We start from the raw sequence: 23912 nt of genomic DNA, 5'->3' as shown, positions 1-23912 counted from the left end.
GTCGGGTGGTCACACGAGAGCGTGGCTCATCGGCCGGCGGTGACCCAGTCGCTCGTCGATCGCGCGAGTCGTCGCGACACGAATGCCAGGCTGACGACGCAGACGGCCGCAACGGTCACTGCCCATGGTGCGAGGTCGTGGATCACGAGCACGCCGCCGACGACGGCTCCCGCGAACATGGTGGCGATCGACATCCCCCTGCGGCCGGCTCTGCTGCCGCTGCCGGTACCCACGCGGCTGTCCCCGAACACCCCTGTGATCGTCAGCGTGAGAACTGTCGTCGTGAGGTCGGGAACGGCGAGGCCGCGCGCGAGGGCGTTCTGCAGTCCCATCGCGGCGGAAACGAGTGCGATGAGCGTCGCCACGATTCCCGTGTGATAGGGATGCGGGAACGTCCACGCGACCACGCCCGCGACGATCATGAGTACGGCCTGGGTCGCGAGCGCGGTTCGCAACTGCTTGCCGCGATGCCCGTCGTGGATGCGTAGGATTCGTCCGCCAAGCGCGGCTCCACAGGCGAACGTCAGCAGCGACGTGATCGAAGCCCATGCTGCGAAGCCCGCGGCACCTGCCAAACCGAAAGCGAGGAAGACGACGTTTCCGGTCATGTTCGCCACGAACACTCTGCCGAGCGCGAGATAGCTGAAAGCGTCAACGACACCGGTCACGAAGGTCATGGCCAGCAACATCGCGGGCAGGGGGCCGTGCTTGCCCTGCGCCGGTGGAGCTATCGTTTGCCAAGCTTCGCGCGCGTGATTGCTGATGGTTGTCGCCATGTTGCCTCGCTCCTACCCGGCTTGTGTGTCTTGGCGTAGCCGTGCGTGTGCGGTCACTCCCTGTAGCGGATGGTTGCGCTCGCTGATTGCGAAGACGGCCCACAGTGCCATGCCGGCAATCGCCGTGCCTGCTCCGGCCGCGCACACCAGTACCCATCCACCGGCCTGGTATGCCCACGCGCCGAAGGCCGATCCGAGCACCCCGCCTGCGAAATAGGCGACCATGTAGGCGGTCGTCAAGCGGGATCGTGCTTCGTCGTCGAGCGAGTACACGGCGGCCTGGTTCGCGATCTGGACGCCTTGGACGCCGAAATCGAACACCAGCAGGGCGATGACCAGCACGATGACCTGGTGTGCTCCCCAATAGAGCAGAGCCCACCCCAGGAGTTCGATCGCCCACACGCCGTATTGGGTGTGGCGTAGATACCCGCGGTCGGCGAGTTTGCCGACGCGCGGCGCCGCCAACGCCCCGGCCACCCCGGCGAGTCCGAAGAGTCCGATCGCGGCGTCGGAGAAGTGGTACTGCGAGCCGTGTGCCCCTGCGAGCAGGAATGCGATGGCCGTCCACATGCCGCTGAAGGCGGCCATGTTCAGTCCGCCGAGAAGCATGCGGTGACGTAGGACCCCTTCGCTGCGAACCAGGGTGACGATGGACCACAGCACGCGGGGATAGCTCGTCGACGTGGCGCTGATCGCCGTGCGCGGGGCATACCACCACACCGCGGCCGCCATCGCCAGCTGGACCACTGCTGCGACGACCAGCACCGTGCGCCACCCGCCGACCTGCGCAACCAACCCGGCGAATACACGGGAGAACAGGATTCCGACAAGTAGTCCGCTCATCACCGTGCCGACGATTGCACCGCGCTCGCCCGGCGCGGCGACCGCTGCTGCCCACGGCACGACGACCTGCGCTGCTGACGCGGAGACACCCACCGCGAAGACCATCACCATCAGCACCGCGTAGGCCGGAGAGAAGGCCGCGATGGCCAGGCCGATGCAGGAGACGACGAGCAGTCCGCCGACCAGGATGCGTCGGCTGACGAAGTCTCCGAGCGGCACGACGAGTGCCAGACCGATGAGGTAGCCGACCTGAGTGACCGAGACGACGAGACCTGCGGCAGCGGTCGAGATGTGGAAATCGTCGCCGACCTCATGCAGTAGTGGCTGCAGGTAGTACAGGCAGCCTGCGGATGATCCCGCCGTGATCGCAAAGAGCAGCACTACCAGTCGACTCAACCGCGGCGTGACCGTCGACGGTGTCGCGGACGTTCCGGACGGGTTCGTCTCCGATGAGCTGGGTGAGGTGCGCTGTGGCGAAGTCATGAGTCCATGGTGAGCCGGATAGGCCATGCTGAAAAGCGATAGATTTCGATACGGACATCACCATCGTTGATGATTGATACGTTGCTGCGACCACCCTGCTGGAGATGCGAATGGAATTGCGTCAGCTCGAGTACTTTCTCGCGTGCTGTGACCAGGGAACTTTCACCGCGGCGGCGCGATCTCTGCACGTCGTGCAGTCCGCGGTGTCGACAGGAGTGGCGAAGCTCGAGCACGAACTCGGTGCAAAGCTCTTCGACCGGACGCGCACCGTGCTGGTGTTGACCGACGCCGGGCGGGCGGCGATGGCCCCGGCGCGGGAAGCGTTGCGCGCACGGGACGAGGTGCGTGACGCGATCGCCGGGATGCGAGGCGAGGTCCGTGGCGAGGTAGTGCTCGGAGCCCTCGTCAACGTCGCCACGATCAACCTCGCCGGGGCGTTCGAGGTGGTCCATCGCCGTCATCCGGGCATCTCAATCGCCATGCGGCAGAGTCCGCAGGGCAGCGCGGGCAACGTCCGGCATCTGCGCAATGGCTCCCTCGACCTGACGCTGCTGGGTGGTCGCGTACGCGATCTGTCGGGGATCACCTCGTACGCGTTGGCCGCCGAGCCGCTGGTACTGGTTACTCATCCCGACCACCGGCTTGCGCGCGCGGGACGTTTCGCCGCCGACGACCTCGCAGACGAGCGCGTCATCGACTACCCACCTGGTTGGGGAACCCGAACGATCATCGACGCCGAGATCCCGACGCGGCATTCGGTCATCGAGGTTGCCGATCAGGTCTTTGGAATTCAGTTGGCACGCAGTGGTTTTGGTGTGACAGCGGTTCCCGCCAGCGTTGCGGCCGATCAGTCCGGAGCCGGTATCGTCCCCTGTGTCGACCGGGATCTCACCTGGGTGATCTACGTAGCCCACTCGGCTACCAGAAGCCTGACAAGGCGGCGGGCGCCGTGCTGGATATCGTTCGAGAGGTATGCGGGCCGCCTGGGGATATGACAGCGTGACAGGTCGAAATGCGAAGGGCCGGTGCGACATTGCGCGCCGGAAACCTGACCGCGATGTTCAGTTCTCCCCGCTCTGCTTCGTCCCGGTCTCCTTTGTGTCGCTGACCGCCCGTAACAGGTGCCGCACCGCCATGGCGCGCCGGTGGGAGTGTCCGGTCAGCGAGTCCAGTGCGCACTCGGGGTCGGCGGGCGGTCCGAGGTGGGTGCACCCGCGCGGGCAGTTCTCGATCGCTTCGTGGAGATCGTCGAAGGCGTTCACGATGTCGTCGGCGCTGACGTGCGCCAGGCCGAACGAGCGGATACCCGGTGTGTCGATCACCCAGCCGCGCGGCTTGTCGTGGTCGCCCGGCAGTGGCAGTGCAACCGACTGCGTCGACGTATGGCGTCCCTTGCCGACGCCGCTGACGACCCCGGTTGCTCGTTCCGCTTCTGGGACAAGGCGATTCACCAACGTCGACTTTCCGACCCCCGAGTGTCCGATGAGCGCCGTGCGGTGATTGGTGAGTAATGCCAGCACGTCGTCGAGTGGATCGTCGCGCCCCGCACGCACAACCGGCAGGTCGAGGTCGGCGAATGCGGCAGCGAATTCGTCCGAGGAGGCGAGGTCGGTCTTGGTCAGACACAGGATCGGTGACAGCCCGCCGACATACGCTGCCGCGAGCGCTCTTTCGACGAATCCGGTGCGTGGGGGAGGGTCGGCCATTGCTGTCACGATGAGGAGTTGATCGGCGTTCGCGACGACGATGCGCTCGTAGGGGTCGGTGTCATCGGCGGTGCGCCGCAATACAGTTCGACGCTCCGCCACCTTCACGATGCGTGCAAGGCTTCCGGAATCGCCGGAGAGATCGCCGACGAGCGATACGTCGTCGCCGACCACCACAGGTGTGCGGCCGAGTTCGCGGGCGCGCATCGCGACCACGCGTCGGTCGGGGTCTCCGTCGATCACGCAGCCCCAGCGGCCCCGGTCGACCGAGACGACCATCGCATGTTGCGCGTCGTCGTGTGTCGGTCTGGTCTTGGTGCGCGGTCGGCTGCCCTTGCCCGGACGAATCCGTACATCGGATTCGTCGTAGCTGCTCGCGCGGCGGCTCACCGGCGTCCTCCGTCAGGACACACTGTGAAAGCCTTTGCCGCGCGGTAGATCACGGATGTCCGACCATCTGCTGCCACATTCCGGGGAAGTCGGGCAACGTCTTCGACGTGGTCTCGATGTCGTCGACGGTGACGCTGGGGACCACAAGGCCGATGATCGCGCCTGCCGTGGCCATGCGGTGATCTGCATACGAATCCCATTGTCCGCCATGTAGCGGAGCCGGTCGGATGATGAGCCCGTCGTCGGTCTCGGACACATCACCACCGAGCTTGTTGATCTCGGTGGCGAGCGCGGCAAGCCTGTCGGTCTCGTGGCCGCGCAGGTGGGCGATCCCACTCAACAGGGATTCCCCATCGGCGAGCGCGCACACCGCGGCGATCGTCGGAGTCAGCTCGCCGATGTCGCGGAGGTTCCGGCTGATCCCGGTGAGTCGTTCTGGCCCGCGCACCGTCAGCACGCCGTCGGAAAGTTCTGCGGTGCAGCCCATCTCGGCGAGAATGTCGACGATCTGTGCACCCGGCTGTGTTGTTGTCGCGGGCCAACGCGGGATGCTGACCTCGCCGCCGGTGACCGCGGCCGCTGCGAGAAACGCTGCGGCATTGGACAAGTCGGGTTCGACGGCGACGTCGACGGCTTTGATCACACTCGGGGGTACGCGCCAGGTATCGGGTTGTGACGTGTCGACGACGACCCCCGCGGTGGCGAGCATCTCGACGGTCATGTCGATGTGCGGCGTCGACGGTACCGGAGCGCCGACGTGTCGCACTGTGATCCCGTTGTCGAATCGTGCTGCGGCAAGCAGGAGTCCCGACACGAACTGCGACGACCCGGACGCATCGATCGTGACCGTGCCACCGTCGGCCGAGCCCGTGCCGTGCACCACGAACGGCAGGCTGTCGCCGTCGACGCCCACCCCGAGGTCGCGCAGAGCGTCGAGGATGGTGGTGAGCGGCCGCTGCCGGGCCTGTGGGTCGCCGTCGAATGCGACGTCGCCGGAGGCGAGCGCGGCCACCGGCGGCAGGAATCGCATGACTGTGCCCGCCAGGCCGCAGAACACCTCGCCCGCATGTAGCGGCCGAGGCTCGATCGAGACGGTCGTGGGATCGGCGGGGTCGACGCGGACTCCGATGCCGAGTTCGGTGAGCGCCGACAGCATGAGGTTGGTATCGCGACTGCGCAGGGTTCCGGTGATTGTCGACGGTCCGTCGGCCAGCGCCGCGAGCACCAGCGCGCGATTGGTGATGGACTTCGACCCGGGCAGGTCGACGGTGGCCTGAATATGGCCGTCGGCGAGGGGCGCAGTCCAGATGCTCATGCGTTCAGTCTCGCATGTCGTGCGTGCACCGCCGGATGCCCAACTCAGCGGTTGTCCAACCGCAGCGGATGATCGGCAGGTACCTCGACGAGGATGAGGGTGCGTCCGTCGGGGTCGACGACGTGCATTTCGATGAGGCCCCACGGCTCGGTCAGCGCCTCCCTGCGGATGTGAACTCCCAGTGCGCTCAGCTCGCGCTGGGTCGCGGCGACGTCGCGCACCTGAATCCACAGCGCGGCCCCGTTCGCGTGGCCGTCGGGCAGGTCGGTGCTCATGTGGCCGGGTACTTCGATCAAGCCGTTGCCCGCGTGGAAGACCAGGCCGCCCGGGTACTCACGCGCGATCGCGAGATGGAGTTTGTGGCGGTAGAAGTGCTGAAGAGCCTCGGGATCACGCGACCGCAACAGGATGCGACTACTCAGGATCTCCATGTCTTCAGTGTCTACACGGTTACCGACGAGTCGGACACCAGCCATCGCGGCGCGTCAGGACTTGCTGACGTGACCCGTTGTCAGGACGCCGCCGGCTGACGGTGTCACTGCCCCTCGGTGGTCCCGTCGCTGCCGCCGAGCGCGTGACCGCGATTGACGTCGTTGCCGTGGCGGGCGGCCTCGTAGATCGCCTTCTCGCGGGCGATGCGATCGGTCTCACCGATCGGTGTGGCGTCGCCGAAAGCGAACGCCGATTCGTGAGGTTGCTCGTGTGGGATGTCGGGATCGTCGACCTCGGGGTCGTCGGTGTCGGGGCTGTCGGGCTCGGGGCTGTCTGACATGCACCAACGATAGGACTCATCCGCTGGTGGCGCGGGGAGACGGCACAGCGACCCGTTACCGTCGAGGAATGCACCGCATCTTCACTACGAGCTTTGCCGACGTCTACCCGCTCTACGTCGCCAAAGTGGAGCGCAAGGGTCGCACCAAAGCCGAACTCGACCAGGTCATCTGCTGGCTCACGGGATTCGACGACGCCGCGCTCACCCGACACATCGAGGACGGCACCACCTTCGAGGAGTTCTTCGACGACGCACAGCTCAACCCGCGCGCAGAACTCATCACAGGCGTCGTCTGCGGCAAGCGTGTCGAGGAGATCGACGACCCGCTCATGCGCAAGATTCGCTACCTCGACAAGCTGGTCGACGAACTCGCCAAGGGCAAAGCCATCGAGAAGGTGCTGCGGTAGGTCCCAGCTCAGGCCGGTGTGTCTTGTCCGCGGCTGGAGAACTTGCCGTCGGTGACGTCGTCCCACTTGTCGAACAGGCTCGTCACCTTCGGGTCGCCGAGAGCCTTGATCTCGTCGCACAAATCCTTCGGTGCCGACGGGTTGGTGACGATGAACGGATGCAGTCCGGGGTCGTGCTCGGCCAGGATGCGTAGGGTCTGCGGACTCGTGTTCGGGTCCGCGGCGGCGAGTGCGTCGCGCGGATCGAAAGCGGCCCCGCGCGGAGCGTCGGACCCCGAGATCCCGACGTTGTCGCCCGCGACGTCGATTTCACCGGTGTTGTGGTAATCGACGGGATCGGTAGATGTGCTGCGCCAGTTGAAGACCAGATTCAGCACGATGGCGCAGATGGCTCCCGCCGAGATTCCCGAGTGGAAGATGGTTTGGAACCAGTCGGGGAACTTGGCGTAGAGGTCGAGCGCAACGGGGACCTTGTCGTCGTTGGTATACGACAGGCTCGCCTCGGTGAGCATCGCGACGCCGATGGAGATCGCGACGACCAGGATGTTGGAGTTGTTGAACTTCACCTTGGTCAAGGTTCGCACGCCGCTCGCGGCGACCATGCCGAACAGCGCGACACCCGCACCACCGAGGACGGGCTGAGGAATGCCCTCGATGATCGCGGCCATCTTGGGAACCAGCCCCAGGACCACCAGGATGACGCCCGCGCACGTTGCGACGTGACGCGACTTGACGTTGGTGATCGCCACCAGCCCGACGTTCTGCGCGAACGCGGTATACGGGAAGGTGTTGAAAATGCCGCCAAGTACGGTGCCTGCACCGTCGGCGCGCATGCCGTCGGCCAGACGCTGCGGCGTGATCTTCTCGTCGACGATCTCTCCGACGGCCACGATGTCGCCGGTGGTCTCGGTCATGATGACCAACGCGACGATGATCATCGCGATGATCGAGCTGACGTCGAAGCTGGGGAAGCCGAAGTAGAACGGTTCGGGTACGGCGAACCATGAGCTCGATCCGACGTGGCTCCAGTCGGTCATCCCGAACGGAATCGAGATGAGTGTTCCTGCGACGAGGCCGAGGAGGATCGAGACGCGTTTGACGGCGGGCGGCCCGAATCGTTCGAGCAGGATGATGATCAGCAACGTCAGGAAGCCGAAGGCGATGGACTTGGGAGCACCGAAGTCCTCACCCTTCGCGGTGCCGCCGCCGAACCAACCCGCGGCGACGCTCATCAGTGAGATACCGATGATCAAGATGATCGTGCCGGTCACCAGTGGTGGGAAGAATCTGATGAGCCGTCCGACGATGGGCGCCACGAGCATCATGAACAGGCCGCACGCGATCACCGAGCCATAGATCGCGGTGATGCCGTGGTTGAGGCCGATGGTGATCATCGGGCCGACGGCCGCGAACGTCACGCCCTGCATCAATGGGAGGCGCACTCCGAAGCGCCAGAACCCCACTGCCTGCACAATCGTGGCGATACCTGCGACGAAGAGGTCGGCCGTGATCAGATGCACGATCTCGTCCGAGCGCATCTGCCCTGCGCCGACCATCGCCCCGCCGACGATCAGCGGAACGGCTACCGCGCCCGCATACATCGCCATCACGTGCTGTAGGCCCAGGGGGAACAGTCGCGCCAGCGGTGGGATGTCGTCGACCGCGCGGGCGGCCTTCCTGCCATGTTTGATCGTGTCGAGAACGGTCACGGATCATTGTTCTACTTATCGGACGTTTCGGACACGACGCGATCGTGTGACGTCCCTGTTTCCGCCAGAATATATTGCGTGGACAAGCGCACTCCCCGACACAGTTTCGGGCTTCTGGTGTTCCGACGCACCGACGGGGCAGTGTCGAACGAAGCCGGCTCTCTCGGAGGAGTCGAGGTACTCATCGCGCACCCGGGTGGTCCGCTGTGGGCGCGCAAGGACGAGGGCGCGTGGTCGGTGCCCAAGGGGCTGCCGGAGGCCGACGAGTCGCCGCTCGACACCGCACGCCGCGAGTTCGCCGAGGAGATCGGGCACGCCGCTCCTCAAGGTGAGGTCATCGAACTCGGTGACGTGCGCCAGAAGAGCGGCAAGGTCGTCACCGCCTTCGCTGTCGAGGGAGACCTCGACGTGTCGACCGTCGTCAGCAACACCTTCGAGATGGTGTGGCCGCCGCGGTCGGGGTGTATGCAGACATTTCCCGAAGTCGATCGGGCGCAGTGGTGTGGCCTCGACGAGGCGCGCGTGAAGCTGAACCCCGCGCAGGCGGAGTTCGTCGATCGACTCGAATCGGCGCTCGGCAAGCAGTGAACCTCCACAACCAGTGAACCTCCACAACCACTGGACGCCGCCTTTCACCGTTCGCTGACAACCATTGTCGTTAAGGGTGTGGTGTCACTACGGTGGGTTGCATGACAGATCATGCGGCGGGTTTCAGGTTAATCGGCTTGTTCAATTCGATCGGAACCGATTTCGACGCCTTGCGACCGAGTCTGTGGGGCCTGCGGGTCAGGCTCTGGTCGACGAACTCGACATCCGGCCAGGGGAGCGCATCCTCGACATCTGTTCGGGGACCGGAGCGAGTGCGCTACCCGCTGCTCGGGCTACCGGATCGGCAGGCACGGTCGTCGCAGTCGATTTCGCGTCCGAACTACTCGACATCGCCGCTGCCAATGCGGCTGACGAAGGTCTGGAGATCGACTGCGTCGTCGCCGACGTCACGGCATTGAAAGCCGGAACATCGCCCTGCGTAACACCTTTCGACGTGGTGGCGTGTTCGTTCGGGATTTTCTTCCTTCCGGACATGGACGACGCCGTGCGCAACGTGTTGAGTCTGCTGCGCCCGGGAGGGCGGATGGGGGCGTCGATCTGGCACGCCGACAGCCTTCGTGAGTTCAGCGAGATCTACCGCGCATCGGTTGCGGAGGTGGCAGGCGAAACGTCACATCAAGGGCCGCGTAGCGGGAGTCGGATGCCGATCAGTCATATCGACACCGAAGAGTCTGTCTCGCAATGGTTCACGACGTTGGGCGCCCAGAAGGTCGACACGTCGGTGTACCGACTGCGCATCGAGTGCACGCCGGACTTCGCCTGGAAGTTGGTGGTGGGCACGGGGATGCGTGGCGCACTCACACCACTCGACGACGAGCAGATCGCACAGGTGCGGCAGGTGTTCCTCGAACGGCTGGCATCCGAGGGGCCCGCAGAGGTCAACTGCGACACACTGATCGCGGTGGCGACGGTTTGAATCGCCACCGCGGTCAATGGTTGTGTCGGGCGGTTGCGCGGGCGGTAGCCGATCTAGGTGACCGTGATTCCGCCGTCGACCGCGATCGTCTGGCCGGTGACGTAGCCGCCTGCGGCCGAGCTCAGCCAGATCGCCGTGGCCGCGAGTTCCGAGGGATCTCCCATACGTCCCAGCAGGACTCGCGGCATCTGCGACTCGATGTATCCGGGTGCGTAGGTGTCTGTCATCTCGCTCTCGAAAAACCCGGGTGCAATCGCGTTGACGCGGATACCCTTTCGAGATCCCCACTGTTGGGCCAGATCGCGGGTGAGGCCGACGATGGCAGCCTTGCTCGCCGCATAGGCGGCCTGGGGGAGACCTGCGGTGGTCAGGCCCAAGATGCTGGAGATGTTGACGATAACGCTGCCCGGCTGCATGACTCGGCCCGCGGCCTGAGCCATCCAGTACGAGCCGTTGAGGTTGACGTCGATGACCGAACGGAACTGCTCCGGCGTCTCACGCGTTGCCGGTACCGCGGTGCCGATGCCCGCGTTGTTGATGAGGATGTCGACGCGGCCGAAAGTTTCGACGGCGCTGTCGATCACGCGCTGGCAGTCCGCGGGGTCGGAGACATCTGCCGCCACGGTCAGGGCTTTGCGTCCGAGTGCCTCGACCTGTGCTGCGGTCTCGGTCAGCCGGTCGGCGCGTCGGGCGGCGAGTACGACGTCGGCGCCTGCCTCCGCGAAGGCCGTGGCGAAGCGTACGCCGAGTCCCGACGAGGCGCCGGTGACGACGACGACCTTGTCGGTCACGTTGAACAGATCGAGTACTGACATGAAGTCTCTCCTGAGTCGATCGTGCGGGGATGTGTTGTGGGTCAGAATATTTCGGGACGCGCGTCGAGCGTCGTGCGGTCGAGCGCTGCGAGCAGGTCGAACTGGGCGTCGACCTTCGGTAGCTCATAGGTGAAGAAGTACTGCGCTGCGACGCGTTTGCCGTCGTAGAAGTCTCCGGTCTTGTCTGCGACGGCGAGCAGTTGCTCGAGCCACATCCAGGCGATGACGATGTGTCCGGTGGCTTCGAGGTATGCGGTGGCGTTCGCGAGCGAGACCGCGACATCTCCTGCCGACCACACCTGCCCGGTCACGGTGACGAGTCGTTGGACGCGACTGCGCAATTCGTCGGCGAGAGCCGCAGTGGCGGGAGTGGAGCCAGCGCGGTCGGTGGTCTGGGTGATCGTGTTCGCGAGCAGTTCCAGGCCGGCTCCGCCATTCATGATGACCTTGCGGCCGAGCAGGTCGAGTCCGTGGATGCCATGTGCGCCCTCGTGGATGGGGTTGAGACGGTTGTCGCGGTAGAACTGCTCGACGGGGAACTCGCGGGTGTAACCGTAGCCGCCGTGAATCTGGATGGCGAGATCGTTTGCGGTCAAACACCATTGGGACGGCCACGACTTGGAGATCGGCGTGAGGACATCGAGCAGCAGGCCCGCTCGAGTTGCCTCGCTTGCGTCTCCGGTCCGCTGCAGGTCGACGAGCTTGCCGGAGTACAGGCCGAGCGCGAGTGCCCCTTCGACATAGGCCTTCTGCGCCAACAACATCCGTTTGACGTCGGCGTGCTCGATGATCGGGACGGGCTTGGAGGTCGGGTCCTTCTGGTCGACAGGACGCCCCTGCGTGCGAACCTTGGCGTACTCGAGGGATGTGAGGTAGCCCGCGTAACCCAGTGATGTTGCGAGGAATCCGACGCCGATGCGCGCCTCGTTCATCATGTGGAACATGTACTGGAGGCCTTTGTGCTCCTCGCCAACCAGGTAGCCGACCGCGCCGGGAACGGAGTGAGCGGGCGGGTTTTGTTCAGCGCCGGTGGATTCCGCGCCGGAGTTTTGTTCAGTGCCGTAGGTGCCGTCGCCGAAGTTGAGGAGGCAGTTGGTGGTCGCGCGCTGGCCCATCTTGTGGTTGAGGCCGACGAGTGCGACGTCGTTGCGGGTGCCCTCCGGCAGGTACTTGGGAACGATGAACAGCGAGATGCCCTTTACTCCCGGCTTGCCGCCCGGAGCCTTGGCGAGCACGAGATGCACGATGTTCTCACCGAGTTCGTGGTCGCCTGCCGAGATCCACATCTTGGTTCCGGTGATGCGGTAGGTGCCGTCGTCAGTCGGTGTCGCCTTGGTCGTGATGTCGGCGAGTGAGGATCCGGCCTGCGGCTCGGACAGGCACATCGTGCCGAAGTAGCGTCCCTCGACCATGGGGCGAACCCAGGTGTCGATCTGTTCTGGTGTGCCGTACTCGGCGATCAGATTGGCGTTGCCGATCGTGAGGAACGAGTACGACGACATGCCTGCATTCGCCGCCTGGAACCACGACTGCGCAGCGAGACTCACGACGCTCGGCAATTGCATGCCGCCGAGCGATTCGTCGAACGAGCCCGCGCCCAGGCCCGCCTTGATGAACTCGGCGATGCCCGACTGGATTTCGTAGGGCAAGACGACGGCACCGTCGTCGCCGACGTAGGGCTCCTGGGTGTCGCCGAGTCGGTTGACCGGCGCGAAGCGTTTGGTCGCGAGGTCGGCGGCGAGTTCGAGCACGGCGTCGAATGTGTCTCGGGAGTGTTCGGCGAAGCGTTCGCGCTCGGTCAGTGACTCGACGTCGAGCCACTCGTAGAGCATGAATTCGAGGTCGCGCTTGGAGATCGGTTCGGCCATGACACTTTCCTTGAGGCAGCGGATTGCTGGCTGCTCGACACGACGATCGGGTCACACGATCCGAAGTCCGACGTGACGGAATCGTCGTCCTAAGCAGTCGCTCATTTTATGAGCACTCGCTTATACTGCCTGGTGTGCCGGTTTGGGTCAACCATCAGGCGGGAATTCGACGAGCGAAACGGGGTGACGGCGACGTGACGACGCGGGAGTCGGCTGCAGCGCAGCGCATACGCGATGCGGCAATTGTGTCGTTCGCCCAACTCGGCTATGCGGGCACGTCGACGCGGCAGATCGCTGCCTCGTTGAAGATGAGCGCCGCGGCGATGTACCCACACTTCCGGTCGAAAGAGGACCTGCTGTACTCGATCGCCCTCGACGGACACCGCAGCGTCTACGAGGCGCTACGCGAAGTCGACGATCCGTCTGACCCGTACGCGGTTCGTCTGGAGAACGTCGTGAGTGCCTTCGCGCGGTGGCAGGCGGAGCACCACGAGCTGGCCAAGGTGGTCCAGTACGAACTGGGTGCGCTCACCGCCGATCACTACCGTTCGATCAGCGCGGTTCGACGCAAGACGACCGCAATTCTCGCGACGATCGTCGCCGGAGGGGTCGCGGCCGGGGAGTTCGCGGCCGACGACCCGGACGATGTGGTGCTCGCCATCTCATCGCTGTGCGTCGACGTGTGCCGCTGGTTCCCCAGTCGAGATCACCGCGACCCCGGCACGCTGGGCACCGCGTACGCGCGTATGGCCCTGCGCATGGTGTTGGCGCGCGAGGGTTGATTCGAACAGGGTTGATTCGACGCCCAACCACGTCAGCCCCGCCACCGGATGTACGGTGCGGGGGGCTGACGGGTTGCTGACGGGTTGCGGTGCAACAGGATTGGCGGCGACGCCGCAGCCAGTCAGGCTGCGTCAGACAGCGGCGGGTCGACGCCGCCAGGCGAGTCGGGTGCGGCCGGCGGGTCCGGTTCAGGTGACGCGCCGGGGTCGGATGGCCCGCCGGGGTCCGTCGGCGGGTCCGGGTCGAGTTGGAGTGGTCTGGGTGGGTTCCACGTGAAGTCGACGCGCTTCTCGCGGGCCGGGGTGTCGTCGGTGAGCATGCTCGCCACCAGTCGCAGTTCGACGCCGGTGAAGATCTGCTCATACGCGCTCGGCGTATCCGTTTTCCGGCGTGGCGATACAGCAGCGCCGCCAACGCTGGGTTCGCCTGCGCCGGTCATGCCGCTCGAACTCGCACCGCCGGCCGTTGTAATTCCTGCAGGATGCCCGGTGGTGTCGGTCGCGGTGTGTTCGGCGTTGATCTGCTCGGTGCCGGTGTGCGCGGTGCCGGTGTGCTCGGAGGCGAGGTAGTCGCGGAAGTCGGCGGCCACGTCGGCCATTCGGTTCACATGTTCACGATTGGGTGGCATGCCGGGACTGGCGTTCAACCGCCACGCCACTCGTCCGGTGTCGGGACCGTCGGTGATCATTCGCGTTGTGTACTGGCCGATATTCGGTCCGACCTTGCTGTTGTGCACGTCGCATGCGGGCACCAGTTGGTCGATATCGGTGAGTCCACCCTTCGCCCAGTCCTTGGCGGCGTGATGCATCTGTACTCGCGACGCGGGTTGGGTACAACCCGGTGCTGAACACATCCCGCCGCCATCGGAGGCGAACGAGGCGAAGCGTTGTCCGAGGGTGGCGATCCTTTTCGATCGACCCAAATACAGTGGCACGCTGGTGTGTTCGGCGAACACTGCGAGGAATGGCTGCGCGCCGCTGGTGGCAGCCATCTCGATCAGATCCTTGATCGGCAGTAGCGCTCCGGAGGCGGTCTGCGCCAAACCAGCCTGCTGCTCGAGTTCGGTGAGACTGGTTTTGACGATCACCTGGATCGGCAGCCCGCGATGAGACTTGCCGAGCATGCCGGAGTCGAGCACACGAGCCAGCAGCGCAGAGAAGGCGTCATGATTGCGTTGCGCTGCCGATCGCTCGTCACGTTGTGCCGCTGCGCGGAGCAGGTCGGGATCAGCCGAACCGACAGGTCCTGACGGCGAGTCGGGATCATCGGGATTGTTCATACCGGGTTTGCCCCACGCATCCAGCACCGCATCCAGACGCGCGCGTGCGGCCGGATCGAGATCGGCGGTCAGCCGTGACATCAGTTGCGCATCTTGCCGATTCACCCAGAACGCACGACGACGCTTGCGGTCTTTGGCGTCTGTCAGTGAGCCGTCGGGATCGAGATGGGCCAACAATCGTGCCCCGAGACTGCTGATTTCAGCCGGAGTGTATGAAGTCGCATAATCTGCCATCTGCACCTCGGCTGCCGCACGCGTCTCTGCGGGAACGGCGCGAGGGATCTTGTTGAGCACATCGATGACGGCCCGTGCATGTGCGGGCGCCACCAATCCCTGCGCCACACGCTCGGCCAGGGTTGGACACTTCGGGGCCACTCGCTCACCCAGTATCGAGGTGAACGTGCCGGTTTCGGCGATCAGCCAATACCTGGCCGCAGGGTCACCGACGTGCAGATGACTGGCCAAAAACCCACTTAGATTGCGGTAGCCCAGCCTACGGTCGGCACTGCGATCAGACACCTCGACCACCAGACGGTCGGTCACAGCTCCCGAGGTGCGCCGAGCCAGCCGCTCGGCAACCTGCGCAGCTTCTACGAGGACTCCGTCCGACAGCGCCGACGCATCAACCTCAGCCAACGTGTCCAAGGCTGCTGACAGACGTGACAGTTGCTCAGCCACCGCGGCATCGGCCGAACCTGGCACGGTTGAAGCCAAAGCGGAAGGCGTGCTGAGGTTTTCGTCGATCTGCTCGTCGTGAAATTCTGTGGCCATCTGTTCTCACCCCCGCCCGTGAGTATCCGTTACAGAGAATCGGCTGCCGAGATCGAGCCGATCAGCCTCTTCGAATATGTGTTCTATGCTACCTGACGAAACGGGCATCCGCCAGGAGAATCCGAACAGTCTTTCGATGAGAGACGGTGTCCTCTTCGGGTGTGATCTCATCTCCCAGAACACCGCGGAGACGCTTCAGCTCGCAAGTCCCCGCACGGCTGTGGCGCGACTACAGAGCGTCGCGAACAGGCCAAGCTGAGCGAACGGGGTGCGGCAGAACCGTTGCATCGCCTTACGTCCCAACCTGCTTACACTCAATTGTCACGTCGAGCTGGGGAGTCATCCGGTCGGAGCTTCATCGTTTCCGGTGGGCCGCAGCGCATACGACGGGGGCACCGTGCCGTTTTTGTAGTAGTAGAACCAAATGTCGGCTGCTTCGGCAGCAGCGAAGACCTCGTTCGGATAGACCCGCGTCGGGTACTCACCCACGTGGATGGTCACTGATGGTGGCGACGTCAAGTCCGCTGCCGGTGGCCGCCCTACCGTGAATAGTCCCGTACGGCCTTGTCCGCCCGGTAGTCGAACCTCGACAGTCATTTCCTGAGCGCTGCCGCCCACTTGTAGAAAAGCTGTCTTGGCGTCATCGATTTCTGCGTCGGTGAAGTCTTGTTGCCAACCGGGACGGGGCAGCCGCCACATGACTCGTGCGTAACGCGTTCGACCATCGAGCGCATCGAGCGGCGTACGAAACGAGTAGAGCGTCTCGTTCGGTCCCAACCACATCTCGTAATCCATCGCGTTGACCACGTGCGTCGGAACTGCCATGGCTAACTCACCTACCCCTCACCGCTCCCGATTTCAAACGCGACGCTGCGCTCGTGTGCGGATTTTTATCCTGCGCTGTCTAGTCGGATGAGGATTCGCCGCTTGTGAACGGGCGCAGCACATAGGAGTCGGGGACAGTGTCGTGCGTGTAGTAGTAGAAGCAGAGGTTTGCTGCTTCGGTGGCATCGAAGACTTCGTTTGGGTACACGAGTGTGGTGTGGTCGGCAACTGCAATCGTTATTGACGGGGGGCTGGTTGTGTCCGCAGCAGGGGGTCGTCCAACGGTGAACAGTCCCTCGATCCCGCGTCCCCCTCGGAAGCGAACTTCCACTGTCATTGCGGATGCGCTGCCTGCCACTTGCAGGAATGCTTCCTTTGCGTATTCGATATCGGTCTGAGTGAAGTCCTCCGACCAGCCGGGGTGGGGCAGCTTACAGATGAGTTCGGTGTATAGCTTGTGGCCATCAAACTGTTGCAGAGGTATGAGAAAGGACCCCAAGTCATCGTCAGGACCGATAAAGGACCTTAGTCCTGGGCTGTCGATCAGATGTGTCTGCATTGCCGAATTCAGCCTTCTCCCTTTTCGCCTGGAACCTCGATGTCTCGAATCCTAGTGACCTTTACCGTACGGCCGTCGGGGAGCTTCACTTCAGCGGGAGCACCGCCTTTTGCCTTGTCATCGAATGTGCGTTGACGCCTAGGTCTTGTGGCGTTGTCGGCACTGAAGTGTCTTGGGTCTGGTGGAGACCGTGATCTCACCGGGAGGACGGATATGGGAGCACCACGGAAGTTCGATCAGTAGACCCGTGAGCCGGCGGTTCGGATGTATCACGACCGTTTGAAGGAGGCGGCCGAGTCGAAACTCGGCGCCAGTAAGCACGTTGGTGGCCTGTTCGACGTCAAACTGCGACGTTGCCCAACTGGATCGAGAAAGACGCCTGCTGGATTCAGGGCCGGGCGCGCAGACGGTCGCCGAGCATGAAGCCGAGGTCCACCGGACTTCGGCGTCAGTTTGCCGAATTGCCTAGAACTAATGAGATTTTGAAGGCTGCTTCAGCGCTTTTCGCAGCGGCGGACATCGACCGCGGACCGCGGTGATCGAGGACACGACATACGATGCCACAGGGCTCCGCCCGGCTCTGTCAGCTACCTCGCGGACGTTATTCTCAACCGCGCGCGATCCACGTCGTCTTGAGTCCGGTGAACTTCTCGATCGCGTGGACCGACAGGTCGGAACCGAACCCCGATGCCCCGAAGCCGCCGAAAGGTGTTCCGGGAGAAAGGGCGTCGACAGTGTTGATCGAGACGGTTCCGGCGTGCAGATTGTCCGACATCCGCAGTGCGCGATCGAGATTCGAGGTCCATGCCGATGCTGCAAGCCCGAACGGAGTGTCATTGGCCAGGGCGACTGCCTCGTCCTCGGAATCGAACGCGATCACCGCCAGCACCGGGCCGAAGATCTCGTCGGTCATCACCGCCGAATCGGCGGGAAGGTCGACGACGACGGTGGGCTCCATGAAGCACCCGACGTCGCCGATTCGGTTGCCGCCAAGTGCTATTCGTCCGTCTTCGCGCGCCTGATCGACGAAGCCGAGGACGAGGTCGAGTTGCTTGCGCGTCACCATGGCGCCCGTTGTCGACGCCGGGTCGAGCGGGTCGCCAGGCAAGTAAGCCCCAGCCTTCTCGACAACCTTGTCGACGAATTCGTCGAGTATTTCGCGCTGCACCAGAAGTCGGCTGTTGGCAGAGCAGACCTCGCCCTGATTGCCGAAGATGCCGAAACAGGCCATCTCTGCGGCGGCGTCGAGGTCGGCGCAGTCGGCGAACACCAGGTTGGGGCTCTTGCCGCCACACTCGAGCCAGACCTGCTTCATGTTCGATTCTGCGCTGTAGGCCAAGAACTTCTTTCCGACCTCCGTGGAGCCGGTGAATGTCAGGCACTGCACGTCGGAGTGGAGTCCGAGCGCACGACCGGCGTCGGCGCCCAGGCCCGGCACGACGTTGAAGACGCCGGGTGGGATCCCGGCTTCGACCGCGATCTCGGCCAAGCGCAGAGCCGAAAGCGGGCTTTCCTCAGCAGGTTTGAGGACGACGGTGTTGCCCGCGGCCAGTGCGGGTGCGACCTTCCATGCTGCGATGTCGAGCGGAAAGTTCCAGGGCACAACTGCGCCGACGACGCCGAGCGGTACCCGGCGAACCATGGCGACGCTGCCGTCGGCGGTCGGGGGCAACTCGCCCGGGATCTTGTCGGCCACCTCGCCGTAGAACCGGAAAACGGCTGCGGCGCCGGGGACTTCGACCTCGTACGAATCGCGGATCGCCTTGCCCATCTCCAGCGTCACGAGCGTCGCGAGTTCCTCGGCATGCTGTTCGATCAGGGTGGCGAAGCGGATGAGTACCGTCCCGCGCTCGCCGGCGGACAGCTTCGACCAGCGCCCGTCGTCGAAGGCTCGACGCGCAGCGGCGACGGCGACGTCGACGTCCTCGGCGTTGCAGGCGGCGACGGAGGCGAGCACGGTGTCCGTCGCAGGGTTCACGACGTCGAAGGTCGTGCCGGACTGTGCGGAGAGCCACTGGCCATCGATGAACGCCTGGGAGCAGAACGCGATCTCGCCTGCGCGCGCGGACCAGTCGATCGAGGTGAGGTCGGGTAGATCGGTCATGACTCTATCGTGACGGGAAATCGTGAAGCGCGATAGATCAGGCAGCGCCGATTTATCTGACGTTCTACATCGGTCTGGTCGATGTAAGGGGGCGCCGACGTGGTACGGCTGCCCGTCAGCGCCGAGAACGTATAGCGCAACGAGGTCATCTGTTCTCTAGATGTAAAAGTCCGGAACTTTCTGTTTTCCCGGTGATGCTGATCGCCTCGATACTTGCTGAACAGCCCCGACGCCGTGGCCGTGGCTCGCTCCGAACCGCACACCGTGACACCCGCCAGACACACGCGCACAGGCCGATCCAGTGCCGCCCACACAGAGCAGAGGTATCTCCCGATGAACACGTCAACCCAGCCGTCGACGGGCGCAGCGCCGTCGGTGGAGCGCCGCACCATCGACCACATTCCGCACGACGAACGGCACGGCCGCGCGCGCGACATCTTCACCGTGTGGTTCGGCTCGAACATCATGCTGCTGACGATCATCACCGGAGCGCTGGCCACCACCGTGTTCGGGCTGCCCTTCTGGGCGGGCGCGATCGCAGTCGTCGCTGGCAATCTCGTGGGCGGTGTGGTCATGGCGCTGCACGCGGCGCAGGGCCCGCAGATGGGTGTACCCCAGATGCTCCAGACCCGAGCACAATTCGGTTCGCTGGGCAGCCTGCTCGTGGTGGTGCTCGTCGTCTTCATGTATCTGGGATTCTTCGCGTCGAACGCGGTGCTCGGCGGCAAAGCCTTCGCCGAAGTGACCGGGCTGCCGGACAACTGGGCGATCTTCATCATCGGTGCCATCAGCGTCGTCGTGACGATGATCGGCTACAAGCTGATTCACTCCATGGCGGCTGTGCTGTCGGTGGTCGCGGGCCTGGCGCTCCTCCTCGCGTTCGTCTGGATGATCGGTGTCAATGGGTTGCCGACGGATACCTGGCACAGCAGCGGGTTCACCTGGGCAGGCTTCATGGCCACGTTCTCCGCAGCGGCGTTGTGGCAGATCGCCTACGCGCCCTACGTGTCGGACTACACGCGCTATCTGCCGCGCGACACCGGAGTGAAGACGGCCTTCTGGGCAACCTATGCGGGATGTGTTCTCGGGTCGGTACTTCCGATGCTGCTCGGTGTGCTGATCGGCGCCGCTCTGCCCGACTCCGACACCCTCGCGGGCATGGGAACGTTGACCCATGGGATCTCCACGGGGCTGTTCCTCGTCTTCGCCGTCGGTATCAGCGTCACCAACGGCATGAACCTCTACTGTGGCGCGCTCTCCACGATCACAGTGGGACAGAACATCTTTCCTCGATGGCGAGCACAGGCGACGAGCCGTGCAGTCATCGCGCTCGTGCTGTTCGCCATCGCGATGCTGCCTGCTCTGCTCAGTGCAGACGACTTCCTGGCCAACTACGCCAACTTCTTGGCCCTGCTCCTCTGCGTCCTGATTCCCTGGACCGCAGTCAATCTCGTCGACTACTACCTCCTACGCCACGGCGAGTACGACATCGAATCACTCTTTCGTCGCGACGGCGGTGTCTACGGTCGATTCAACTGGATCGCCATTGCGTGCTACGTGATCGGTATCGGAGTTCAGATTCCGTTCCTCTCGACGACTCTGTGGACCGGTCCGTTGGCGAAAGAGATTGGCGGCGTCGATATCTCGTGGATTGTCGGGCTCGCTGTCATCTGCCCGCTCTACTACGTCCTGATGGCCACCCGTAAGAGCGAGGCGCCGGCGAGCGCGAACCTGGCGTCAGAGCCGGCGGCATGAGCAATCCTGACAACCCCGGTTCTCCTGACAAGTCCAGTGCTCCTGACTATCTCGTCGTAGGAGGCGGCACGGCAGGCTGCATCGTGGCGGCTCGTCTGAGCGAGGACCCCGCGGTGACGGTCACGGTCCTCGAGGCCGGCCCGAGTGACGAGCACGAGCCCCGCGCCCGCTCGATTCGACGGTGGGCGGAGATGCTCGAGAGCGAGTACGACCAGGACTACCGCAGCGTGCCGCAGGAGCGCGGCAACTCCGGAATTCGTCAGGCGCGCATGCACATCCTCGGAGGCTGCGCGACGGCCAACACGATGATCACGTGGCGACCGCTGCGCGCAGACATCGACGAGTGGGTCGCGCTGGGGGCCGACGGTTGGGACGCCGATACGCTCGGCCGTTGTTTCGACAAGCTCGTCACCCCCATTGCGCCCGTCGCGGAAGCCGATCGCAATCCGTACGTCGCCGACGTCGTCGACGCTGCTCGCTGCGCTCTCGACGTGCCGGCCCGAGCCGGCTGGAATCGCGACGCCGACTTTGCGAACACGGGGGAGGGTGCCGGATTCTTCGACATCGGCTACACCCCCGAATCCAACCTACGATCGTCGACCTCGGTGCACTATCTGCACCCCGTACTCGCCGAGCGATCCAATCTGACTGTGCTGCACCATGAACTGGCCAGTTCGATCATCTTCGACGGCGACCGCGCCGTCGGAGTGCGGACCATCGCGCGCGACGGTAGCGAGAACGATCACTTCGCGACGCGCGAAGTGATCGTCTGCGCGGGTGCGATCGCTTCACCCGCACTGCTACAGCGCTCAGGAATCGGCCCGAGCGACGTGCTCACCCGGGCGGGAGTGCCGGTGCGCGTCGTCGCACCCGGCGTCGGTGAGAACCTCATGGATCACGCCGAAGGACTCATCGTGTGGGAGACCGATCGCGACGTGCCGTCGACCTGCGCCACCGGGTGGGACGCGGGTGCTGCGTTGCGCGTCGACGAGTCGAGTCCCGCCCGTCCCGACGTGCTCATGCATTTCCCGGTCGAGGCCGTCGCGGATCATGCCGTCAGCTACGGCGTCGACATGCCTGAACGGATCATCTCGATCGCGCCGAACGTAGCAAAGCCGCGCAGCCGCGGCCGGGTCCAGATCGTCGACGACGATCCGTCGACCCCGCCGTCGATCGACTACCGGTACTTCACCGACCCCGACGGGGTGGACGAGGCGATGCTCGTGGCGGGCATTCGTGCCGCACGACGTATCGCGGCAACCGCACCGATGTCGAAGTGGGTTGTGCGCGAGGTGTTCCCGGGCGAGGCCCTGCAGTCCGACGACGAACTGTCGTCGGCACTGCGGGCCACGCATCAGACGGTCTACCACGTATCCGGAACCTGCAGGATGGGATCAGACGACGACCCGATGGCCGTGCTGGACCCATCGTTGCGAGTTCGTGGGGTCAGTGGGCTGCGTGTCGTCGATGCCGCTGTCTTCCCGACGCTCACCTCGGTCAATCCTGTCGGCACCATCATGAGCGTTGCCGAACGCGCCGCGGAGATCATCGCTGCTCAACAGTGAGCGGGTTGGTGCGTCGCGACTTTCTCGCGACGAGGTATCCGGCGGTGGCGATCAGGGTGAGTACGGCCAGAGTCCCGAGCGTGAACGCCTCGAAGCGGACGCGTGAGACCTTCCAGGTGTCGAGGAACGCGTAGTCGAGGCCGAACAGGCTCTCCAGGGTGCCCGGGAAGACCGCGACCCAGACCCCGAGTGCCGCCCAGAATGTCGCGAGTCCCGCCGCGATGCCCATGCCGATGGTTCCGCCGGGGACGGCGTAGGGCCGCGGCGTGTTCGGATGGTTGATGCGCAGGCGGAATGCCGCGGGAAAGACGAAGAGGTAGGCGATCAGCGACGTCGAGATGGTGATGGTGAGCACCACCGTGAACGTCGCTGCGCTGTCACCGCCGGAGAATACGACGCCGACGATCATGAACGCCAGGGCGATCACGCCGGTGAAGATGCCGACCCGAATCGGCGAACCCGTCTTGGCGTCGAACTTCGCGAAGTAGGGGAAGAAGCCGCCGTCGCCGGCGGCCACCGCCAACGCGCGGTTCGCGGCCATCGCCCAGGTGGCGCCGGTGATTCCGAGCGCGATGATGAACGCGATCACCGCAACTTTCACGAGGATCGACGCCGCTGACCCGTAGACACCGAAGACGGTGTCGAGTGCAGCCATGAAACCCCCGATACCGGTGATCTTGTCGCTCGGCAACACCAGCAGCAGTGCCAGTACCGGCAGCGCGTAGACCATCAGACCGATGCATCCGCTCATCGCGATACCGCGCGGAACGTCGCGCTGCGGATTCTGCATCTCGCCGCCCGCCTGGCTGGGAACCTCGAAACCGACGAGGGAGAACAGGAGCAGCGGTACGAGGCCGAGGAAGCCGCCTAGCGTCGGCGACCAGGTGACCGAGCCGATTCCGTTGAATCCGTGCTGAATTCCGTAGATGACAGTCGTCACGAGGAACACGGCGGCCAGGATCAGCTTGAGGTAGGTCCCGAGTTGCAGCACTGCCCTCGCCCGGCGCATCGACAGCAGCGTCACTGCGACGGCTGCCACGACGAAGAGCGTCTTGAAGAGAAAGTCGCCCGCGGTGCCCGAACCGATCGGATGGATGAACGTGCTCCATGCTTCAGTGCTGATGAAGGCGAGCGACCCGCCGATCCACAACGGGTTGATCGACCAGTACATGACTGTGGCGATGGACGCGGGTAGACGGCCGAAGGCGCGCTTGACCCACTCGAACAGTCCGCCCTCATCGGGAAATGCGCTACCCAGCTCCGAGGTGACGAGGCCGTACGGCACCATCCACAGCAGCGCCAACACGACGAGCCATGTGAAGGTCTCGCCGCCGAACGACGAGATCTCGCCCACCATGTCGAGGCTGATCAGGGCCGACAGGATCATGATCGGAACATCGAAGCGGCGCAACGAATGTCGGAGGTGAGGACCGCCTTGTTCGAGGTCGGGATGAATCTGCCCGGGATGCGCCTGTGTGGGATGAGCCCGTGTGGACGGCGCCTGGGCGGCGGGTGTCCGTCCCGGGTCGGAATGCGAGAGTGTCATGGTGCTCCTGGATGGAAGGGGATTCCTCGCGCGGCGTCAGATAGCCGTCGGGATGAGGCGAAGTTCTGTAGAGTCGGGGTTCTCGTGCATCGGCATTGATCGAGCCGATGCCGCGC

At 64.4% G+C, this 23912-nt stretch carries 21 protein-coding genes; 7 read left to right on the top strand and 14 right to left on the bottom strand.

Going from position 1 to position 23912, the window contains the following annotated elements:
• Positions 1 to 26 precede the first annotated feature (26 nt).
• Both A5785_RS22645 and A5785_RS22640 read right to left on the bottom strand, forming a co-directional pair.
• The gene (locus A5785_RS22645; RefSeq protein WP_064862036.1) at positions 27 to 776 is read right to left on the bottom strand and encodes a YoaK family protein; all 750 of its coding nucleotides are present in this window, start codon (positions 774 to 776) and stop codon (positions 27 to 29) included.
• Positions 777 to 788: 12 nt separating this feature from the next.
• Positions 789 to 2102: an MFS transporter gene (locus tag A5785_RS22640; protein WP_064904969.1), complete on the bottom strand. Its 1314-nt coding sequence runs from the start codon at positions 2100 to 2102 to the stop codon at positions 789 to 791.
• 110 nt (positions 2103 to 2212) lie between these two features.
• Between A5785_RS22640 and A5785_RS22635 the strand changes: the two genes are divergently transcribed.
• Complete coding sequence (locus A5785_RS22635) at positions 2213 to 3097, top strand: LysR family transcriptional regulator (RefSeq protein ID WP_231895509.1); 885 nt, start codon at positions 2213 to 2215, stop codon at positions 3095 to 3097.
• A gap of 66 nt (positions 3098 to 3163) precedes the next feature.
• Here the strand turns inward: A5785_RS22635 and rsgA are convergent, their stop codons facing one another.
• The 4 genes from rsgA to A5785_RS22615 form a co-directional block, all read right to left on the bottom strand.
• On the bottom strand, positions 3164 to 4198 hold the full coding sequence (gene rsgA, locus A5785_RS22630) for a ribosome small subunit-dependent GTPase A (RefSeq protein ID WP_064862034.1): 1035 nt from the start codon (positions 4196 to 4198) through the stop codon (positions 3164 to 3166).
• Positions 4199 to 4247: 49 nt separating this feature from the next.
• Positions 4248 to 5513 carry a 3-phosphoshikimate 1-carboxyvinyltransferase gene (gene aroA, locus A5785_RS22625; RefSeq protein ID WP_065181083.1) on the bottom strand — a complete coding sequence of 422 codons (1266 nt, stop codon included), beginning with the start codon at positions 5511 to 5513 and terminating at the stop codon, positions 4248 to 4250.
• 44 nt (positions 5514 to 5557) lie between these two features.
• A complete protein-coding gene (locus A5785_RS22620; RefSeq protein WP_039854304.1) occupies positions 5558 to 5944 on the bottom strand; it encodes a VOC family protein in 387 nt (128 codons plus the stop codon).
• Positions 5945 to 6048: 104 nt separating this feature from the next.
• Complete coding sequence (locus tag A5785_RS22615) at positions 6049 to 6285, bottom strand: hypothetical protein (protein ID WP_005202218.1); 237 nt, start codon at positions 6283 to 6285, stop codon at positions 6049 to 6051.
• Between the two features lie 68 nt (positions 6286 to 6353).
• Here A5785_RS22615 and A5785_RS22610 point away from each other — a divergent pair, with 68 nt between their 5' ends.
• Positions 6354 to 6692, top strand: a complete 339-nt coding sequence (locus A5785_RS22610; protein WP_005202217.1) for a DUF2200 domain-containing protein — start codon at positions 6354 to 6356, stop codon at positions 6690 to 6692.
• A gap of 8 nt (positions 6693 to 6700) precedes the next feature.
• On the opposite strand, the gene A5785_RS22605 is transcribed toward A5785_RS22610, so the two are convergent.
• Positions 6701 to 8401 (bottom strand): nucleobase:cation symporter-2 family protein, encoded by a 1701-nt coding sequence (locus A5785_RS22605; protein ID WP_005202216.1) that lies wholly within the window; start codon positions 8399 to 8401, stop codon positions 6701 to 6703.
• A gap of 78 nt (positions 8402 to 8479) precedes the next feature.
• On the opposite strand from A5785_RS22605, the gene A5785_RS22600 reads away from it, so the two are divergent.
• Positions 8480 to 8989 carry an NUDIX domain-containing protein gene (locus tag A5785_RS22600; RefSeq protein WP_005202215.1) on the top strand — a complete coding sequence of 170 codons (510 nt, stop codon included), beginning with the start codon at positions 8480 to 8482 and terminating at the stop codon, positions 8987 to 8989.
• 184 nt (positions 8990 to 9173) lie between these two features.
• Positions 9174 to 9926, top strand: coding sequence for a class I SAM-dependent methyltransferase (locus A5785_RS22595; protein ID WP_005202214.1), 753 nt, complete (start codon positions 9174 to 9176; stop codon positions 9924 to 9926).
• 53 nt (positions 9927 to 9979) lie between these two features.
• Here A5785_RS22595 and A5785_RS22590 read toward each other — a convergent pair whose 3' ends face one another.
• Both A5785_RS22590 and A5785_RS22585 read right to left on the bottom strand, forming a co-directional pair.
• Positions 9980 to 10741 carry an SDR family NAD(P)-dependent oxidoreductase gene (locus A5785_RS22590; RefSeq protein WP_005202213.1) on the bottom strand — a complete coding sequence of 254 codons (762 nt, stop codon included), beginning with the start codon at positions 10739 to 10741 and terminating at the stop codon, positions 9980 to 9982.
• A gap of 41 nt (positions 10742 to 10782) precedes the next feature.
• Positions 10783 to 12609 (bottom strand): acyl-CoA dehydrogenase, encoded by a 1827-nt coding sequence (locus tag A5785_RS22585; RefSeq protein ID WP_065181082.1) that lies wholly within the window; start codon positions 12607 to 12609, stop codon positions 10783 to 10785.
• Between the two features lie 194 nt (positions 12610 to 12803).
• On the opposite strand from A5785_RS22585, the gene A5785_RS22580 reads away from it, so the two are divergent.
• Positions 12804 to 13391, top strand: coding sequence for a TetR/AcrR family transcriptional regulator (locus tag A5785_RS22580; RefSeq protein WP_039854309.1), 588 nt, complete (start codon positions 12804 to 12806; stop codon positions 13389 to 13391).
• Positions 13392 to 13513: 122 nt separating this feature from the next.
• Here A5785_RS22580 and A5785_RS22575 read toward each other — a convergent pair whose 3' ends face one another.
• The 4 genes from A5785_RS22575 to A5785_RS22560 form a co-directional block, all read right to left on the bottom strand.
• Positions 13514 to 15442, bottom strand: coding sequence for an HNH endonuclease signature motif containing protein (locus tag A5785_RS22575; RefSeq protein WP_005202199.1), 1929 nt, complete (start codon positions 15440 to 15442; stop codon positions 13514 to 13516).
• Between the two features lie 339 nt (positions 15443 to 15781).
• Positions 15782 to 16267, bottom strand: a complete 486-nt coding sequence (locus tag A5785_RS22570; RefSeq protein WP_005202196.1) for a hypothetical protein — start codon at positions 16265 to 16267, stop codon at positions 15782 to 15784.
• A 79-nt stretch (positions 16268 to 16346) separates the two neighbouring features.
• Complete coding sequence (locus A5785_RS22565; protein WP_005202194.1) at positions 16347 to 16826, bottom strand: hypothetical protein; 480 nt, start codon at positions 16824 to 16826, stop codon at positions 16347 to 16349.
• 607 nt (positions 16827 to 17433) lie between these two features.
• The gene (locus A5785_RS22560; protein WP_005207126.1) at positions 17434 to 18930 is read right to left on the bottom strand and encodes an aldehyde dehydrogenase family protein; all 1497 of its coding nucleotides are present in this window, start codon (positions 18928 to 18930) and stop codon (positions 17434 to 17436) included.
• A 333-nt stretch (positions 18931 to 19263) separates the two neighbouring features.
• Between A5785_RS22560 and A5785_RS22555 the strand changes: the two genes are divergently transcribed.
• Positions 19264 to 20685 (top strand): purine-cytosine permease family protein, encoded by a 1422-nt coding sequence (locus tag A5785_RS22555; RefSeq protein ID WP_064862375.1) that lies wholly within the window; start codon positions 19264 to 19266, stop codon positions 20683 to 20685.
• Entirely contained in the window at positions 20682 to 22250 is a 1569-nt protein-coding gene (locus A5785_RS22550; protein WP_064862335.1) for a GMC family oxidoreductase, read from the top strand. Before A5785_RS22555 ends, A5785_RS22550 begins: the two co-directional genes overlap by 4 nt.
• Here the strand turns inward: A5785_RS22550 and A5785_RS22545 are convergent.
• Positions 22231 to 23796: an APC family permease gene (locus A5785_RS22545; protein ID WP_082946639.1), complete on the bottom strand. Its 1566-nt coding sequence runs from the start codon at positions 23794 to 23796 to the stop codon at positions 22231 to 22233. The genes A5785_RS22550 and A5785_RS22545 overlap by 20 nt on opposite strands.
• Positions 23797 to 23912 lie beyond the last annotated feature (116 nt).

It is taken from the genome of Gordonia sp. 852002-50395_SCH5434458, assembly GCF_001665905.1.
Classification (GTDB): Bacteria; Actinomycetota; Actinomycetes; order Mycobacteriales; family Mycobacteriaceae; genus Gordonia; species Gordonia jacobaea.
The sequence above is the reverse complement of the archived record's forward strand: the minus strand, read 5'-3'. Positions and strand labels throughout refer to the sequence as shown.

Excerpts from the sequence above, each read along its gene's own strand:
- A5785_RS22645 (WP_064862036.1), bottom strand. The coding sequence starts at position 776 with ATGGCGACAACCATCAGCAATCACGCGCGCGAAGCTTGGCAAACGATA.
- A5785_RS22640 (WP_064904969.1), bottom strand. The coding sequence starts at position 2,102 with ATGACTTCGCCACAGCGCACCTCACCCAGCTCATCGGAGACGAACCCG.
- A5785_RS22635 (WP_231895509.1), top strand. The coding sequence starts at position 2,213 with ATGGAATTGCGTCAGCTCGAGTACTTTCTCGCGTGCTGTGACCAGGGA.
- aroA (WP_065181083.1), bottom strand. The coding sequence starts at position 5,513 with ATGAGCATCTGGACTGCGCCCCTCGCCGACGGCCATATTCAGGCCACC.
- A5785_RS22620 (WP_039854304.1), bottom strand. The coding sequence starts at position 5,944 with ATGGAGATCCTGAGTAGTCGCATCCTGTTGCGGTCGCGTGATCCCGAG.
- A5785_RS22615 (WP_005202218.1), bottom strand. The coding sequence starts at position 6,285 with ATGTCAGACAGCCCCGAGCCCGACAGCCCCGACACCGACGACCCCGAG.
- A5785_RS22610 (WP_005202217.1), top strand. The coding sequence starts at position 6,354 with ATGCACCGCATCTTCACTACGAGCTTTGCCGACGTCTACCCGCTCTAC.
- A5785_RS22590 (WP_005202213.1), bottom strand. The coding sequence starts at position 10,741 with ATGTCAGTACTCGATCTGTTCAACGTGACCGACAAGGTCGTCGTCGTC.
- A5785_RS22585 (WP_065181082.1), bottom strand. The coding sequence starts at position 12,609 with ATGGCCGAACCGATCTCCAAGCGCGACCTCGAATTCATGCTCTACGAG.
- A5785_RS22575 (WP_005202199.1), bottom strand. The coding sequence starts at position 15,442 with ATGGCCACAGAATTTCACGACGAGCAGATCGACGAAAACCTCAGCACG.
- A5785_RS22570 (WP_005202196.1), bottom strand. The coding sequence starts at position 16,267 with ATGGCAGTTCCGACGCACGTGGTCAACGCGATGGATTACGAGATGTGG.
- A5785_RS22565 (WP_005202194.1), bottom strand. The coding sequence starts at position 16,826 with ATGCAGACACATCTGATCGACAGCCCAGGACTAAGGTCCTTTATCGGT.
- A5785_RS22560 (WP_005207126.1), bottom strand. The coding sequence starts at position 18,930 with ATGACCGATCTACCCGACCTCACCTCGATCGACTGGTCCGCGCGCGCA.
- A5785_RS22555 (WP_064862375.1), top strand. The coding sequence starts at position 19,264 with ATGAACACGTCAACCCAGCCGTCGACGGGCGCAGCGCCGTCGGTGGAG.
- A5785_RS22550 (WP_064862335.1), top strand. The coding sequence starts at position 20,682 with ATGAGCAATCCTGACAACCCCGGTTCTCCTGACAAGTCCAGTGCTCCT.
- A5785_RS22545 (WP_082946639.1), bottom strand. The coding sequence starts at position 23,796 with ATGACACTCTCGCATTCCGACCCGGGACGGACACCCGCCGCCCAGGCG.